At 59.9% G+C, this 16,378-nt stretch carries 15 protein-coding genes; 10 read left to right on the top strand and 5 right to left on the bottom strand.

The window, feature by feature from the left end:
* The 3 genes from NKJ18_RS26970 to NKJ18_RS26960 all read left to right on the top strand — a co-directional run.
* Positions 1–1,683, top strand: a 1,683-nt coding sequence (locus NKJ18_RS26970) for a sugar ABC transporter ATP-binding protein (protein WP_352760623.1), incomplete at its 5' end; no start/stop codon positions are given.
* Positions 1,680–2,717, top strand: a complete 1,038-nt coding sequence (locus NKJ18_RS26965; RefSeq protein ID WP_352760621.1) for an ABC transporter permease subunit — start codon at positions 1,680–1,682, stop codon at positions 2,715–2,717. The genes NKJ18_RS26970 and NKJ18_RS26965, both read left to right, overlap by 4 nt.
* Positions 2,718–2,779: 62 nt before the next feature.
* Positions 2,780–4,132 (top strand): hypothetical protein, encoded by a 1,353-nt coding sequence (locus NKJ18_RS26960; RefSeq protein ID WP_352760619.1) that lies wholly within the window; start codon positions 2,780–2,782, stop codon positions 4,130–4,132.
* A gap of 405 nt (positions 4,133–4,537) precedes the next feature.
* On the opposite strand, the gene NKJ18_RS26955 is transcribed toward NKJ18_RS26960, so the two are convergent.
* The 3 genes from NKJ18_RS26955 to NKJ18_RS26945 all read right to left on the bottom strand — a co-directional run bounded on the left by NKJ18_RS26955 (position 4,538) and on the right by NKJ18_RS26945 (position 6,642).
* Positions 4,538–4,885 (bottom strand): hypothetical protein, encoded by a 348-nt coding sequence (locus NKJ18_RS26955; RefSeq protein WP_352760617.1) that lies wholly within the window; start codon positions 4,883–4,885, stop codon positions 4,538–4,540.
* A gap of 133 nt (positions 4,886–5,018) precedes the next feature.
* A complete protein-coding gene (locus NKJ18_RS26950; protein ID WP_352760616.1) occupies positions 5,019–5,153 on the bottom strand; it encodes a hypothetical protein in 135 nt (44 codons plus the stop codon).
* A gap of 7 nt (positions 5,154–5,160) precedes the next feature.
* On the bottom strand, positions 5,161–6,642 hold the full coding sequence (locus tag NKJ18_RS26945; protein ID WP_352760641.1) for an NAD-dependent succinate-semialdehyde dehydrogenase: 1,482 nt from the start codon (positions 6,640–6,642) through the stop codon (positions 5,161–5,163).
* Between the two features lie 129 nt (positions 6,643–6,771).
* On the opposite strand from NKJ18_RS26945, the gene NKJ18_RS26940 reads away from it, so the two are divergent.
* From NKJ18_RS26940 to NKJ18_RS26910, 7 genes are all read left to right on the top strand, one after another.
* Positions 6,772–7,110, top strand: coding sequence for a tRNA-binding protein (locus NKJ18_RS26940; protein ID WP_352760613.1), 339 nt, complete (start codon positions 6,772–6,774; stop codon positions 7,108–7,110).
* Positions 7,111–7,161: 51 nt separating this feature from the next.
* On the top strand, positions 7,162–8,346 hold the full coding sequence (locus NKJ18_RS26935; RefSeq protein ID WP_352760611.1) for an NAD(P)/FAD-dependent oxidoreductase: 1,185 nt from the start codon (positions 7,162–7,164) through the stop codon (positions 8,344–8,346).
* A 76-nt stretch (positions 8,347–8,422) separates the two neighbouring features.
* On the top strand, positions 8,423–9,727 hold the full coding sequence (gabT, locus tag NKJ18_RS26930; RefSeq protein ID WP_352760608.1) for a 4-aminobutyrate--2-oxoglutarate transaminase: 1,305 nt from the start codon (positions 8,423–8,425) through the stop codon (positions 9,725–9,727).
* Between the two features lie 104 nt (positions 9,728–9,831).
* Complete coding sequence (locus tag NKJ18_RS26925; protein ID WP_352760606.1) at positions 9,832–10,728, top strand: NAD(P)-dependent oxidoreductase; 897 nt, start codon at positions 9,832–9,834, stop codon at positions 10,726–10,728.
* A gap of 53 nt (positions 10,729–10,781) precedes the next feature.
* Positions 10,782–11,531: an electron transfer flavoprotein subunit beta/FixA family protein gene (locus tag NKJ18_RS26920; protein WP_352760604.1), complete on the top strand. Its 750-nt coding sequence runs from the start codon at positions 10,782–10,784 to the stop codon at positions 11,529–11,531.
* Positions 11,532–11,554: 23 nt separating this feature from the next.
* The gene (locus NKJ18_RS26915) at positions 11,555–12,484 is read left to right on the top strand and encodes an electron transfer flavoprotein subunit alpha/FixB family protein (RefSeq protein WP_352760602.1); all 930 of its coding nucleotides are present in this window, start codon (positions 11,555–11,557) and stop codon (positions 12,482–12,484) included.
* A gap of 441 nt (positions 12,485–12,925) precedes the next feature.
* Complete coding sequence (locus NKJ18_RS26910) at positions 12,926–14,194, top strand: trimethylamine methyltransferase family protein (RefSeq protein WP_352760599.1); 1,269 nt, start codon at positions 12,926–12,928, stop codon at positions 14,192–14,194.
* 9 nt (positions 14,195–14,203) lie between these two features.
* On the opposite strand, the gene NKJ18_RS26905 is transcribed toward NKJ18_RS26910, so the two are convergent.
* The gene (locus tag NKJ18_RS26905; protein ID WP_352760596.1) at positions 14,204–15,085 is read right to left on the bottom strand and encodes an ABC transporter permease; all 882 of its coding nucleotides are present in this window, start codon (positions 15,083–15,085) and stop codon (positions 14,204–14,206) included.
* On the bottom strand, positions 15,082–16,323 hold the full coding sequence (locus tag NKJ18_RS26900) for an ABC transporter permease (RefSeq protein WP_352760594.1): 1,242 nt from the start codon (positions 16,321–16,323) through the stop codon (positions 15,082–15,084). Before NKJ18_RS26900 ends, NKJ18_RS26905 begins: the two co-directional genes overlap by 4 nt.
* Between the last annotated feature and the right edge of the window lie 55 nt (positions 16,324–16,378).

Below are 16,378 nucleotides of genomic sequence, written 5' to 3'. Positions count from 1 at the left end.
GGGGGTCTTGGCTCCTACCTCTGTTATTCGCGGGAGCGCTGGACCGACGTTAGTTGGCGCTGCGGCCCCCCCCCCCCCCCGGGCGGCCCCCCCCCCCCACCCCGGGGGGGGGGGGGGGGCCGGGCCCCCCCCCCCCGCCTCAAGACCCGTGAGGCTGCCATGAGCACCCAACTTCCGCTTCTTGTCATCGAAGGCGTCTCCAAGCGCTTCGGGGCAACGCTTGCGCTGAACAAGATCCGTTTCGACCTGCGAGCGGGCGAGGTGCATGCGCTGATGGGCGAGAATGGCGCGGGCAAGTCGACCCTCATGAAGATCCTCGCCGGCAATATCCAACGCGACGCCGGGCGTATCCTCATCGATGGCCACGAAGTCGAATTCCGTTCCCCGATCGAAGCCACAGCCCACGGCATCGCCATCATCCACCAGGAACTCAACACGGTGTCGGACATGACGGTCGCGGAGAACCTCGCGCTTGGACGTGAGCCGCGCACCCGATTGGGCATGCTCGACCGTCACCGAATGGAGCAGCAAGCGCGAGAGAAGCTGGCGCGCATCCATTCAACCATTGATCCGCGGCGACCGCTTGGCTCGTTGAGCGTCGGCATGCAGCAAATGGTCGAGATCGCACGCGCCGTGGGCGAAAATGCCCGCGTGCTGGTGCTCGATGAGCCGACGGCGGCGCTGTCGCGCGCCGAGGCGCAGGAACTGTATCGGATCATCGCCCAAATGCGCTCGGCGGGCGTTGGTCTCATCTACATTTCGCACCGCATGGAAGAGGTCTGGCAATTGGCGGACCGCGTCACCGTTTTGCGTGACGGCGGCTATGTTGGGACCGGCACCTTGGCCGAGATCAGCCCGTCAGCAGTGGTTCGCATGATGGTCGGCCGTCCGGTAGCCGACCTCTACCATCACGACAAGCGCAACCCTGGTGCCGCCATCCTCGATGTCGCGGGTCTGGCCAGCGAAAACGTCGGCCCGGTCGACTTCTCGGTTCGGGCCGGAGAAGTTGTGTGCATGGCTGGGTTGATCGGCTCGGGCAGGACCGAAGTCGGGCGCCTGATTTTCGGAGCCGACCCACGCACCGCTGGTTCAGTCACAATCGAAGGGCGCCCCAGTCGCCCGATGGACCCGTTCGAGGCGATTACCGACGGCATAGGCATGGTGCCCGAGAACCGCAAGGAGCAAGGCCTGTTCCTCGAACATTCGGTGGAGGACAACATTGCGATCAGTTCACTCGACCGCTTCGTTGCCGCAGGCGTGGTCAATCGGACGAAACGGCGCGATGCGGTTATGGAGCAGATGAAGCGGCTCAAACTCCGGCTCAACGCAGCCTTGCTGCCCGTGAAGGCTCTGTCTGGAGGAAATCAGCAAAAGGCGGCACTCGCGCGATGGCTGCTTCGCGATTCCAAGGTGCTGATCCTCGACGAGCCGACGCGCGGTGTCGACATCGGTGCAAAGCGCGAGATCTACGAGGAGATCGACCAACTCGCACGCGCCGGCAAGGCCATCCTGATCATATCGTCTGATCTGCCGGAGGCGATCGGAATAAGCGATCGCCTGATGGTCATGCGCGAGGGCAGGATCGTGTCCGAATTGGTTTCGGAGAAAACATCGGAAGAAGAAGTGATGCTTCATGCGACGGGCACTGCGACTCATAGCGGAAACACAGGAGTGCGACCGTGAACACAGCTCAAGACGACACCACTCAGGCAACACCGACCGCTCCGGATCGCGCCCCCTTCGATTTTGCCAAATGGTGGGATCGCGTGGGCATTCTCATGGTGCTCGTCGCGCTGGTGATCCTGATGTCGGCGATCGCTCCGAACTTCAACCGTGTCGACAACCTGCTCAACATTGCGCGCGCCATCTCGGTGAACGCCATCTTGGCGGCAGGCATGACGCTCGTGATTTTGACCGGCGGCATCGACCTTTCGGTCGGATCGATCATTGCCGTTTCTGGCGTGGTCTCCGTCATCGCGGCAATCGCGGGTGTGCCGGCCCCCGCCGCTATCTTTGTCGGTATTGCCGTCGGCGCCGCCTGCGGCCTGGTGAACGGAGCGCTGACCGCCTACCTCTCGCTCGCGCCATTCATCGTCACCCTGGGGACGATGACCTTCTTGCGCGGCCTTGCCTATACCATCACCGAAGGCCAGCCGATCGTGTCGAGCGCCTTGAACTTCAAGGACATCGGCAATGGATACCTCTGGGGTATCCCAATGCCAGTCATTGTGATGGCTACCGTCTACCTGATTATTTGGTTCATCCTGGAGCGGACGCGCTATGGCCGCCATGTCTATGCCGTAGGCGGCAATGCCGAGGCAGCCAAACTCGCCGGCGTCCGTGTCAAGCGGGTCGTCACGTCGGTCTATGTCCTGGCAGGCGGTTGCGCCGGCCTGGCGGGTGTCATCTTCGCCGCCCGCGTCATTTCGGCCCAGCCTACCGCCGGCACCGGCTACGAACTGGACGCAATCGCGGCGGTGGTGCTCGGCGGCACCAGTCTTGCCGGCGGCCGCGGCCGAATTGTCGGCACCCTCATTGGATCCGTGATCCTTGGCGTGCTGAGTACGGGTTTGATCCTGCTCAATGTGCCATTCTTCACCCAACTTCTGATCAAGGGGGTGGTCATCATCGTGGCCGTCGCGATCGATAGCCTAAAGCAGCGGCCGGGGCTTTTCCGCTTCAGCAAGAAAGCGCCGCCCCGCGGCTCCGGCCGGTAACCGCCACGTCCTAGCGGCGCCGCTTCATCCAAACTCGCCACCCTTGCACTGGAAGAACCAGCATGACCCTTGCCGTCACCATCACAGATCCTCTCCCAGGCCGGCGCGACCATGAGCCGATCACCTTTTCCGTCATGGCTGACCTGCCGCATGCCCTGTGGTGGGCTCGCGACGATGCCGGGAACCGGGTGTTGTGCCAGCGCCTGACGCAGGACGCCAAGCCGGGAGAAACGCGATTCGTGGCGACGGTAAGCTTCGTTGGCCATCTGCGCCTGACCATGGACGAGCCATGCGACCCTCTTTCGGTTGACGTCTCAGGCATAAAGGTTCTCAAAGGCAAGGAAACGGACTGCTTCGCACGCCTCGATACGGGTGCATTTGACCTTGAGCTCTGCTCCGGCACAGCTCGGGGCCTGGGGTCCTCCAAGTGGGGGGTTCGTCACTTCCGGTCATTGCTTGACGATTTCGAACTGCTGCCCTCCGGCAACAATGCCATGGGCGGCTTTTACGGGCCATTCTTCACCCCGGAGAATGGTCTCATCAACCCTCCCGAACACACGACCGTTACGATCGAGACGCTGGAGTGCGGTCCGGTTCTGCACCACTACCGCATGCACGGAACGATCCCGGATGGCCTGCTGGATGAACTCAAGGGCAAGCGTTTCTCAATCGACTGGGTATTCACGTACAGGACGGCTTTCTTCCAGCGCCGCTATGGGGTCGACCCGTTCCAAACCGTCATCAACGGCCGCTCCGTCACCAACAAGATCACCGTTGGCGATGAGTTCGAGGGTGGCAACGGCAAACTCGTGTTCGACCGATTCGCCGCCTATGGCGGAACGCGCTATCGGGCAGGGGATCCCTATGCCGGCGAGCTCGTCGCGATGGTGGCGGATACAGTGACCAACTCGCCAAGCCAAAGCCGGAAGTTCGAGGAATTCCGTTCGCATCTCAGCGATATCGAATCCGCCCATTGGGACCTCTATTGGCGGTTGTTCTGCAAATGGGAGGGCGTGCTCGAGGACGGCGAGCTGCGTGACCGGCTGGCGCGCGTTCGCGCCGCAGCGCACGTCAAGGCGGACCTGACGGATCGTCCTTGGGTGCTGACAGATCAGCCTGTCAACGTGTCCGCGGTCGAGCACGAAACGATCTTCCCTGGTCCAGCCGACAAGACTGTGGAGTTTGACGAGGCCACGTGTCGCGCCATGATCTGGTGGACATCGGAGCCGTCCGGGGCCTTCCAGATCGTCCAGCGGCGCCAGTCCGGGTGGGTCAATTGGGGCAGCAACGGCGAAAATGAATGCCCGGAACTTCCCGTCGGTGTGCAGATCAAGACCGCATATGGCTATTTCGCCGAGCATTGGCAGGCAGTGGCAGATCAACTGGAGACCCCCCCAATCGTGCGCTCCGAATAGAAGGCGCACACTCGGAGTTTACTAGTGGTTTTTGCGCTCGCCGGATTCGACCGTCGCGAAAAGCTAGCCGACCAGGCGCCAAGTGTCCTCGGGCGAGCGGGTCTGGGCTCGGCGCGTCCAATGCTTGACTTCGGTCCTATTCGATCCAATTGAGATCGGAACAGTAGGCCGTAAGCACCAGATCTTGCCGCCGCTGCTTTGATCATCTGCCTTGGAAAATAGCAGTCCCGCTTCAAGATTCATTGTCGAGTTTGGTGCAAAGGTTCGTACTATTCCGTAGGAGAAAGGGCAAAGGAAAACATCAAGCAGCCTCCATCGTGAAACGCACGGGTCGGCAGGGATGCATGGCCCACTATCTCGGCCGCAAAGATTTGGCGGCCTAGATGAGCTCCGCACACATGCGCGTCAGTACCGATGTGCTACGTTCTCACTATCGAAGGGAACGACAGTCCAGAGCGTGTTTTCGCCCTTGCCATGCGATCGCGTAAGATACGCGGACCAGCGCCCGAAACCAAGATGCAGGATCAAGAAGTACGCTATTCCACCGCCTCGACTGCGACGCTTCCATAATGCGCCCACCTTCAGACGGTCGCCACGGGGAGTGTTGCTGAAAAGGAGAAAGATGTCTGGATTCGAATGGGCGCTTGGGCGCGTAGCTTCGCCTATCACCTCCAGATCGAAAGCAGGTGTTGCGATTTTTCCCCTCAACGAATATCCGTCGATATTGATGTAATTCGTGCTGGGTTTGCGCATCGCAACTCATTCCTCAAATACTAGCCGTTTCGGGCGGGAACGTCGATCCGTCGATGCCTTGAGACTTGATCCGCCGGGCGACGAATGCCGGGCAGATGTCTGTCGGACAAGCTGATTTTCGGTCGAGGCAAAGCTACACCTTGAACCAAACGACCAGCGCAATGCCGAATATGCAAAAAAGCACGTAAAGCACAGCCGCGATGCGTTCGCGCCTGGGCGAAAGCTTTGGTGTGTTCTCATATTCAGGCGGCGAGATGCGCTGTTCCATTTACCACTTAGATCCCACCGAGGTGGAGCGTTTTTAGTTCCAGAAACTCCTCCAGCCCGTGATGCGATCCCTCGCGACCGAGGCCGGATTCCTTGATGCCGCCGAAGGGCGCGGCTGTGGTGGATACGGATCCCGCATTGATTCCGACCATCCCGAACTCAAGAGCTTCGGCCACGCGGAAAGCGCGCGAGATGTCTCGTGTATAGAGATAGGATGCTAGACCAAACGGAGTGTCGTTCGACATTGCAATGGCTTGCTCTTCGGTCGAGAACCTGAATAGAGGGGCCACCGGGCCGAACGTCTCCTCCTTGGCGATCTTCATCTCGACCGTGGCGTCCCGCAAAACCGTCGGCTCATAGAATAGGCCTGATCGCAGCTTGCCGCCGACAATTACGGCTGCACCTTTGGACGTTGCATCATCGACATGTTCCTGGATCTTGGCTATCGCCGCCTGATTGATCATGGGACCAATGGAGGTGCCCTCCAGAAGACCGTCACCGACTATGAGCTTCGAGGTTGCCGCGGCAAGCCTCTCGGCGAATGCGTCATAAATGCCATCCTGCACAAGGATGCGGTTTGCGCACACGCAAGTTTGACCGCCGTTGCGGAATTTGCTCCCCATCACGCCGGCGACCGCCGCGTCGAGGTCGGCGTCGTCAAAGACCAAGAAAGGCGCATTACCACCCAGCTCGAGCCCGACCCGCTTCACCGTTGCTGCGCATTGCTCCATCAAAATCTTGCCAACGCGGGTCGATCCGGTGAAAGTCAGCTTCCTCACCACGGGGCTGCTCGTTAATGCGCGGCCTATCTCCGCGGCTTGGCCGGTCACGATGTTTATAACACCATTGGGTATGCCAGCCCTTTCGGCAAGGATACCAAGAGCCAAGGCAGAGAAAGGAGTGAGTTCTGCTGGCTTGATCACGATAGTGCAACCGGCTGCCAGAGCTGGAGCCGCCTTGCGAGTGATCATCGCATTTGGAAAGTTCCACGGCGTGATTGCAGCGACAACCCCTATGGGATGTTTCTGCACGATGATGCGGCCATCAGCTGACGCTGCCGGTATCGTCTCGCCGTATACGCGTCGGGCCTCTTCGGCGAACCATTTCACGAATGAGGCACCGTAGACAATCTCGCCGCGCGCCTCCGCTAGCGGTTTGCCCTGTTCCAAAGTCATGATCCGCGCAAGATCATCACTGTTTTCAATAATGAGATCGAACCACCGCTCCAATAGCGCCGCGCGTTCATCTGCGGTCTTCCGGCGCCACGATTTCAAAGCCAGATCCGCGGCCGCTATGGCGTCTTGCGTTTCCTCAGTCCCACATCTCGGAACATTGCCGATAATTTCGCCTGTTGCGGGGTTATCCACCGGAGTGATAACGGCGCTGTTCGCTCCCACCCACTTTCCGCCGATGTAGCAAAGCTCGGCAAAAAGCGATGGATCTTTGAGTTGCTGGTCAATGGTCACGGCGTTCTCCAAGGTTTGCCGCATCATCCGCCATCTGCTGCGGCACAATCTGCTGAAGCGATATCCAACATCGACAGCAACGCCCACAATTGCCCCGACGATCCATCCAACTTCGCTGCGCCGGAAGGGCACAGTGACCCAAAGAGGTGAGACATGGAAAAGGCCCAAATCGTCTATGACGATTTTTCAAAAGTTGAAATCCGCATCGGGCGCGTTCTGGCAGTGTTGCCGTTCGAGCGTGCGCGACATCCCGCTTATAAGGTAGAGGTCGATTTCGGGCCGTTTGGTCGCAAGTGGTCAAGTGCTCAGATCACCAGCTATAAAGCGGATGATCTGATGGGTCTGTTGGTCGCCTGCGTGGTCAACATGCCGCCGCGCAACATCGCCGGATTTAGTTCCGAAATTCTAATTCTCGGAGCTCGCGATACCGCTGGCGAAGTCAAGGTGCTGACTTCCACGCACAACATCGAGGTTGGCGAAGCGGTATTCTAAAGTCTGTCGGGGGGACCCGTCCGAACGCAAAACACGGCTTGAGGAACAAAGATGAGTGTAGAAACAGCAGACTTCATTGTCGTTGGTGCTGGCATCGCTGGCGCTTCAGTCGCCTACGAGCTGAGCTTGCAAGGCAAAGTCATCGTTCTCGAGATGGAGTCGTCGCCGGGGTATCATTCCACCGGCCGATCTGCGGCCGTGATGTCGGAAAACTATGGTCCGGCCCTTTGGAGCCGGCTTGTCACCGCATCCCGAGCTTTTCTCGAGACGCCCCCGGACGGTTTTACGGACGTCCCGCTCGTCACGCCCCGCGGCGCCCTCTTCCTTGCCCGCGATGGCGAGCAAGCGCAACTCGCCGCGCAGGCGGATGAGCTGCTGAGCAGAGGCGCGTCAATCGAGCTGACCTCTTCGGAAGAAGCTTTGCGGTTCTGCCCGGTTATCAGGACAAGCGAATTTGTCTCTGCGCTTTATGAGCCGGACTGTATGGACATCGACACAAACGCCCTCCTGACCGGCTATCTGAAAATGCTTCGGGCGCGAGGCGGGCGGCTGGTCACAAACGGCAAGGTCGAAGTGTTGGAGCGCTCAGGCAACGTTTGGAGGATATCCACACCAAGCGGGTCCTTTGAAGCGCCTGTGGTCATCAATGCCGCTGGAGGCTGGGTCCAGGAGATCGCGTCGCTTGCGGGGCTGCCCTATCGAAATGTCGTCCCGTTCCGCAGGACCGCGGTCGTGTTCGACCCACCCTCGGGCAGTTCCATACAGAGTTGGCCGATGACTTTCGATGTCGCCGAGACGTTCTATTTCAAGCCGGAAGCCGGCCGGATCATGGTGTCGCCAGTCGATATGGCGATGTCCGAACCCTGCGATGCGCAAGCAGATGAACTGGAAGTGGCGATCGCTATCGAACGGATCCATACCTATACGACGATGGAGGTTCGCACCGTAAAGCACAAATGGGGCGGGCTGCGGACATTCGCTCCCGACCATGAGCCGGTTATCGGACGCGACGCCGAAGAGCCTAGCTTCATCTGGCTGGCTGGGCAGGGCGGTAATGGCGTGATGGGCGGAGCGGCAGCGGCGCGGCTGGCGGCCAGCTTTGCGCTGAATGCCGAAATTCCACCTGACATCGCAGCATTGGGCATTACGACAGAAAATGTGTCTCCAGGCCGCGCATGCGTCCTTGACTCGAGTGGGGACAAGCCGGTGGTCGGAACGTTTGAAGCATTCGGCTGATCCGCCAGCCGATCTGACCCGGCCGGTTTCCGACACCTTGTCCCGACACAGTCACTCCATGATGGAAGGAAAACCCATGTCCTCGAACCAGCGCAGCCAAGATGAACTTCTGACGGCCCGCGCGAACAATATCCCCAGGGGCCTGCTGACGGCACACCCCATCATCGTGGATCGCGCGGAAGGTGCTCACATCTGGGACACCACCGGTCGCCGCTATCTCGACTTTGTTGGAGGCATTGGCGTCCTCAACGTTGGCCATAATCATCCCCGGGTGGTTGCGGCGGTCCAGGAGCAACTCAAGCGCGTCACTCACACGGCCTTCCAGGTGGCAGCGTATGAGCCTTACATTGCTCTGGCGGAGCGACTCAACAAGCTGATCGGAAAGGGTGCAGCATACAAAAGCGTATTCCTCACGACCGGCGCAGAAGCCGTGGAAAACGCCATAAAAATTGCGCGCGCCTACACTAACCGCCCAGGCGTGATTTCCTTTCGCGGCGGCTTCCATGGGCGCACGCTGCTTGGAGTAACGCTCACCGGCTTCGCACAGCCGTACAAGCAGAATTTCGGCCCCTTTGCTGGCGAGGTCTTCCATTCGGCCTATCCTGATAGCTATCGCGGCATTACGACAGAAGGCGCTATTGCCTCGCTCGAGGAAGTGTTCGCCACTGAGGTCGCGCCCGATCGCGTCGCCGCCATCATCATTGAACCCGTGCAGGGCGACGGCGGCTTCCTCCAGGCTCCACCAGAGTTCCTGCGTGCTCTCAGAGAGATAACGCAGCGCCACGGCATCGTCCTCATCGCCGACGAAATTCAAACCGGGTTCGGTCGCACCGGGAAGCTCTTTGGCTTCGAGCACGCGGAAATTCAGCCCGACCTGGTCACGGTCGCGAAGAGCTTGGCCGGTGGGTTTCCGATCTCGGGTGTCGTCGGCAAGGCCGAGATCATGGATGCACCCGCTCCTGGTGGACTCGGTGGCACGTATGGTGGCAACGCGATCGCATGCGCTGCAGCACTGGCGGTTCTCGATGCCTTCGAAGAAGACGGACTTATCGAGCGCGCCGCAACTTTGGGCACGAAATTGTCGGCCGCCCTTGACGCGCTGATGGCAGCGCACGCCGATATTGGCGTCGTGCGTGGCGTCGGCTTCATGCGCGCAATCGAGTTCGTGTCAGACAGCGTGACTAAGAGGCCCGATGCAGATCGTGCGCAACAGGTCATGGAGCGTGCTCGCGAGCGTGGTCTGCTTGTGATCAAGTGTGGGGTTAATCGCAACATCGTTCGCTTCCTGGCCCCCGTCACCCTCTCCGATGGAGAGTTCGACGAGGCTGTTTCCATCCTCGCCGACGCGTTGAATGCCGACAAGGTGTCTGCCGCCGCGTAGTGCCTTTTAGGTGATCCGAACTGCGGCCGAGGCCGGAGACAAGCTCTAGATTAGGCCGGATCTCGGCTGGGAGGTGGCTGAACGCCACCTCAGGGAGAAGTCGCATGGGCGCGATATTTGTCGATTGTACTGAAGAATTGGCCCGCGTCATAAAGGACCGCAAGTTGCCGGTGCCCGGTGCGATCACGATCAACGAAGGGAACCCCACGCAAGCAGACCTCGTGGCAATGTGCGCGCAGGCCGAAGTGCTCCTCGTCGAGCACACGGTTGTTCCACCAGCTGTTCTCGATGCTTGTCCCTCAATACAAGCGATCATTTTTATGGGGACGGGGGCAGGAACATACGTCGATCTGCATGACGCCGCAAAACGCGATGTGCAGGTGTACACCACCCCTGGTTATGGAGATCGATCAGTTGCCGAGCACGCATTTGGTCTGATGTTCTCAGCAGCGCGCAGAATAGCCGAGATGGACCGAACAACCCGCTCCGGGCTCTGGTCGCCCGTGGGCGGATTGCAGTTGATGGGACAGAAGATTGCAGTGCTCGGCCTAGGTGGGATCGGAACCTGCATGGCGGACCTTGCGAGCGGAATTGGTATGGAGGTGGCAGCCTGGAGCCGAACTGCCCGTGATTACCCAGGCTTTGTTGCGGATCTCGATGAAGCATTAGACAATGCAAACGTCGTTTCCTTGCATCTGTCCCTCAACCCGGAAACGGCTGAAATTCTGAACGCTCGTCGACTGCTCCTTCCAAAGAGGGGCTTTATTCTCGTCAATGCGGCGCGCGCCGGTCTGATCGAGGAAGCGGCGCTGTTGCAGATGTTGGCCGAAGGGCAGATTGGGCACGCAGCACTGGATGTGTTTCCGGAAGAACCGCTTCCCGCAGGCAGTCCTTACGTTTCACTGAACAATGTCACATTAACCGCTCATGCGGCCTACATGACAGATGCAGCTTACGAACAGCTGTGGCTCCGAACAGTCAAGGCTTATGAAACGCTCTAAACCTATGGGACTGGCTCCGGCCAACGAACCACCTAAACTCGAGGTATAGGCAAATGAAGATCCTTGTGCCCGTGAAGCGGGTTGTGGATGCGAACGTCAAGGTTCGTGTCAAGGCTGATGGTTCGGCGGTGGAACTCGCCAACGTCAAGATGGCGATGAACCCGTTCGACGAAATCGCGGTGGAAGAGGCGATCCGGCTGAAGGAAGCCGGTAAGGCCGAAGAGATCATCGTTGTTTCGATCGGCCCGCAGCAGGCGCAGGAAACGCTCCGTACCGCGCTCGCCATGGGCGCCGATCGCGCCATCCTGGTCAAGACCGACGAACAGACCGAGCCGCTTGGCGTCGCCAAGGTGCTGAAGGGCGTCGTCGACGCCGAGCAACCCGGCCTCGTCATCCTCGGCAAACAGGCGATCGACGACGATTCCAACCAGACCGGCCAGATGCTGGCAGCCCTGCTCGGCTGGGCACAGGGCACTTTCGCCTCCAAGATCGTGCTCGAAGGCGACAAGGCCAAGGTGACGCGCGAAGTCGATGGCGGCCTGCAGACGGTGGAGCTGAAAATGCCGGCGATCATCACCGCCGATCTTCGCCTCAACCAGCCGCGCTATGCTTCGCTGCCCAACATCATGAAGGCCAAGAAGAAGCCGCTCGACGAAAAGAGCCCGGCCGATTACGGCGCCGACGTCAAGCCGCGCCTGAAAGTGCTCAAGACCGAGGAGCCCAGCGGCCGCAAGGCGGGCGTCAAGGTCAAGAGTGTCGCCGAGCTGATCGACAAGCTCAAGAACGAAGCCGGCGTTTTGTAAGCGATCGGGAAAGGAACAGAAAAATGACCATTCTCCTCATCGCGGAACACGACAACGCAACCCTTTCCGACCAGACCGCCAAGGCACTGTCGGCAGCCCTGCAGATCGGCTCGGACGTGCATGTGCTGGTTGCCGGCAAGGGCGCCAAGCCGGCAGCGGATGCCGCCGCCAAGCTGAAGGGCGTGAGTAAGGTGCTGCTCGCCGAAGCCGACGAACTCGCCGAGCGCCTCGCCGAGCCGACGGCGGCACTGGTTGTGTCGCTGGCCGGCGCTTACGACACCATCATCGCGCCGGCGACTTCGTCGGGCAAGAACGTCGCGCCGCGCGTGGCAGCGCTCCTTGACGTCGCGCAGGTGTCCGAGATCATCGAAGTCGTATCGCCCGATACCTTCAAGCGGCCGATCTATGCCGGCAACGCCATCCAGACGGTGCAGTCGAGCGACGCCAAGAAGGTGATCACGGTGCGCACCGCCTCGTTCCAGGCAGCTCCCGAGGGTGGCTCGGCGGCGGTCGAGAGCATCAAGGCGGCAGCCAACCCCGGCCTGTCCACCTTCGTCGAAAACAAGCTTTCCGAGACCGACCGTCCGGAGCTGACCTCGGCCAAGATCATCATCTCGGGCGGCCGTGCGCTGGGTTCGGCGGAGAAGTTCCAGGAAGTCATCCTGCCGGTCGCCGACAAGCTCGGTGCAGCCGTCGGCGCCTCCCGCGCCGCGGTCGATGCCGGCTATGCGCCGAACGACTGGCAGGTCGGCCAGACCGGCAAGGTGGTTGCCCCCGATCTCTACATCGCGGTGGGCATCTCCGGCGCCATCCAGCACCTCGCCGGCATGAAGGATTCGAAGGTCATCGTCGCCATCAACAAGGACGAGGAGGCGCCGATTTTCCAGGTTGCCGACTACGGCCTTGTCGGCGATCTCTTCGTCATTCTGCCGGAGCTGCAAAAGGCGCTTTGACGGGTGCCGGAGAATTTGTGATCCTTCTGATATCGAGACGAGTTTTCCACTTTAGGCACTTTGGTTACCAATCACGCCATCAGACTCGAATAGGGGGCCTCTGCGTTGCCCGCATACGGCTGCTGCGTCGCAGCAAACCCCGCACGATAGACGCTTAGTTCTGAGTTTCCGCTCGTCGTTGCGCACGCCAAGCAAGACTATTGGGTCCTGCTGGGCGTAGGCTCGCACTTCGTGGAATTAAGTCGACATTACGACGCGATAGCCCAAGCCGTCACTTAGCGCGAACGGATATCACCGCCTCGCGGCAGGAAGGCGGAATGGGATCCGGTTAGGCACATTGCATGGGCGCGCACATTCTAGTTTTCACGGCAAATAGGTCATCCTGCTTGCGCAAACTCTGGTGATGGTGTTTTGCGCGAAGGCATATCTTGGGAATCGAGCATGAAAGGTCATTCTGGCTGCCAGCAACGCGAGCTTTCGGATTATCTGGCGAGAAGCTTTTTGCCGGCAACAGATGCGGCGGCCTTTGATGCGATTGAGAAGGCGGCAGACCGGATTCTGGAGGAAGTCGGAATTCGATTCCAGAACGATCCTGAAACCATCGAGCAATTGAGACGAGCAGGTGGTGTCGTTGACGGCGAAGTTGTGCGTCTCGACGGATCCGCCCTTCGCCAGATTATTCGTAGAAGCGCGCCGCGCAGTTTTCGGCTGAGGGCCCGGAATCCCGATCACGATACGGTCGTTGGCGGTCTGGCATGCACCAGTTTCGCCCCAATTTACGGCGCACCGGATGTTCTTTTGGAGAGCGGGCAACGGGTCAAAGGCTCGAGAGACATCTATCGTCAGCTTCTTGCGATTGCCCATGAAAGCTCAGGGCTCACCAATTCGGGACACATGATCTGTGTCCTGGATGATGTATCGGAGGCTTCGCGTCCCTTTGAAATGCTGCTCGCGCACCTGACGTGCTCGGATAAACCATTCATGGGCAGTGTCGCATCCCCTGAGATCGCGATGGAGTATATCGATCTGACGGCAGCGGCGTTTCAGCGGCCGCCGCAAACAGGCGCCTGCAATCTGCTTCATCTGGTTAACTGCACTCCACCACTGACCTACTGGGAAAATCCTTTGAAATGCCTCCGTATCATCGCCCGGGCCGGCGAGGCTGCGATGATCTCCTCCTACATGATGATGGGAGCGACGAGCCCCACAACGATCGCCGGATCGCTTATTCAGGGTTACGCTGAGGTGCTTCCGGGATTGGCGCTGACGCAGCTTTGGCGGCCGGGCGCCCCCGTCGTCATAGGAATTCTCGCCTGGCCGTTCGATATGAGAAGCATGCAGCCGAATTTCGGAGATCCCGCCTCACAGCTGGTACAACTTTATTCATCTGAACTCTCCCGACGACTTGGGATCCCCTCGCGCGGTGATGGGGCGGTCACATCTGCGAAGGTGGACGATGCGCAGGCCGGAAGCGAGGGCGCACGCGTCCTGGCGGCATCGGTGGTCTCCGGAGCGGACTTCATTCTGCATAGCGCGGGTTGGCTGGAACAGGGGCGCTGTGTGTCGGTCGCCAAGTTCCGCCGCGACGCGGCGGCAATCGCCGAGACGTATCTACAGACGTCGATCGCCTGTGAACCACCTGCGGCGCCGGATCCTGCAATCGAAGCGGAGATTCGAGGACGACTACTCAAAATACCAATGGTCGCCTGAATTCGAATCCTACGTCGTGATGCCCCTCAGCCGCTCTGTACGGCGGCGCAACAGTTCTACTGTCACCAGCATGACAATCGCCAGAGCGATCAGCACGGTGGCTGCAGCCGTGATGGTGGGGCTGATCATTTCACGAATTCCGCTGAACATCTGGCGAGGCAGTGTGCGCTGGTCCGAACTGCCGATAAACAGGACACAGATTACTTCGTCCCAAGAGGTGACGAAGGCGAAGAGGGCGCCGGAAATGACGCCAGGCGCGATGAGCGGCAACATCACCCTGCGGAAGACCAGGGCAGGCGATCCGCCGAGGCTCGCGCCGGCCCGGATCAGCGACTGATCGAAACCCGTCAGGGTCGCCGTGACGGTGATCACGACGAAGGGGGTTGCAAGCAGCGTGTGGGCCAGAATGACGCCGGTATAAGTGTTGTTCAGGACGATAATGGGCTGCGACGTGACCATTAGCGGATTAGCATAGAAGAAGAACAGCGCCGCGGCCGTAATGACCACGGGCACGATCATCGGCGAGATCAGCACCGCCATGACCGCAGCCCGGGCCGGAAAATAGGGTCGTGACAATCCCAGCGCTGCCAATGTTCCAAGGGAGGTCGAAAGAATGGTGCTGAAGAACGCGATGATGACGCTGTTCTTGACGGCCGTCGTCCAGCGATCGTTGAAAAAGAAATCCTCATACCAGCGCAACGACCAATCGCCCTTCGGGAAGGATAGGAACGGTGTAGCGTTGAAACTGATTGGCAGTACGATGAGGATCGGCGAGATCAGGAAAAGCAGAACCAGGCCGCAAAAGGCGAAGAAGAAAAGCCGCCAAGCGCGCTCCAGCGTCGAGGCATAGGGTGGCAGTCCGAGCAGCGGAAGAGGGGCCATCGCGATCATCCCAGCTTCATCTTGTCGATGCCGACCAGGTGGTTATAGGCCCAGTAGAGCACCAGCGTGGCGATAAGAAGCGTCGCGCCCAAGGCGGACGCCTGCCCGAAATTGATAATGTTATTCATATAGTAGGACACGTAGTTGCTGACCATCTGGTCGCGCGGTCCGCCGACGAGTGCTGGCGTGATGTAGTAGCCCAGGCACAGGATGAAGGTCAGGAGGCAACCAGCGGCAATGCCGGGCACAGTCTGGGGAAAATACACACGCCAGAAGGCCAGAAATGGCCCCGCGCCGAGCGAGCGGGCCGCCCGTAGGTGGCTTGTTGGGATCGTTTTCATCACGCTGTAAATCGGCAGCAGAGTGAACGGAAGCTGGATGTGCGTCATGGCGAGAATGGTGGCAAAGCGCGTGAATATCATGTCGAAGCGGCTGCCGATCAGCATCTGGGCGAGATCATTCAGCGGTCCTTCGTTCCTGAGCAGCACGAACCAAGCGGTGGTGCGCACCAGAAGCGAAGTCCAAAATGGCAGCATAACGAAGATCATCAGCACATTGGCGCGGCTCGCCGGCTGCGTCGCCAGCAGGTAGGCGACCGGAAAGCCGAGAGCCAGGGTAAGGCTTGTCACCAGACCGGCAATCCAAAAGGTGCGGCCGTAGACGTCGAGGAACACAGCCTGATTTGCAGGCACCCGCTCGATGCCGTTGGCGCCTTGGCGAAGATCGACTGCGGACAGCCAATAGTATGGAGTATATCTACCTGAAGCGCCCTTGATGATGCGCCATAGTTTGGGATCGCCCCAGGCCGCATCCGTGGACAGGAAGGCTTCCCGATACGGTCCCGTCTCCATTGCCGCAACTTTGCGCGCGATCGTCTTGAACTTCGACTGCGCTCCCGCGAACTCGTAATTGATCCGCTTGGCTATTTCGCCGGCGAGCCGCTGTTTCCCGGCGATCCTGAGGTCGGCGGCCAAAGCGGCGAAGCCGGCCTCGTCTGGCAGGTCCTGACCGCTCCACGTCGCAAGCGCTTCGCGCGTTCGATCCAGGCGACCGAACGTCTCTTGGTTTTCGACGCTCTTGAGGGTCATGACCAGCAGCGGGGACAGGAAGGTTATGACGATGAACAGGAAGAGTGGAAGCACCAGCCCCACAGCCATCAGCTTCTGCTTTCGCTCGGCGCGCGCCAGCTTGGTCTTAAGCGCAACACCATTGAAGGTTTGTATCAGCGCAGTCTCTGCCAGGGACATTCGTCGGGATCGCCTTGTTTGAACGCAATGAGGCGCCGGACAGTGCCCTGTCCGG

It is taken from the genome of Mesorhizobium sp. M0217 (genome assembly GCF_040321955.1).
In the GTDB taxonomy this organism is placed as follows: Bacteria; Pseudomonadota; Alphaproteobacteria; order Rhizobiales; family Rhizobiaceae; genus Mesorhizobium.
The sequence above is the reverse complement of the archived record's forward strand: the minus strand, read 5'-3'. Positions and strand labels throughout refer to the sequence as shown.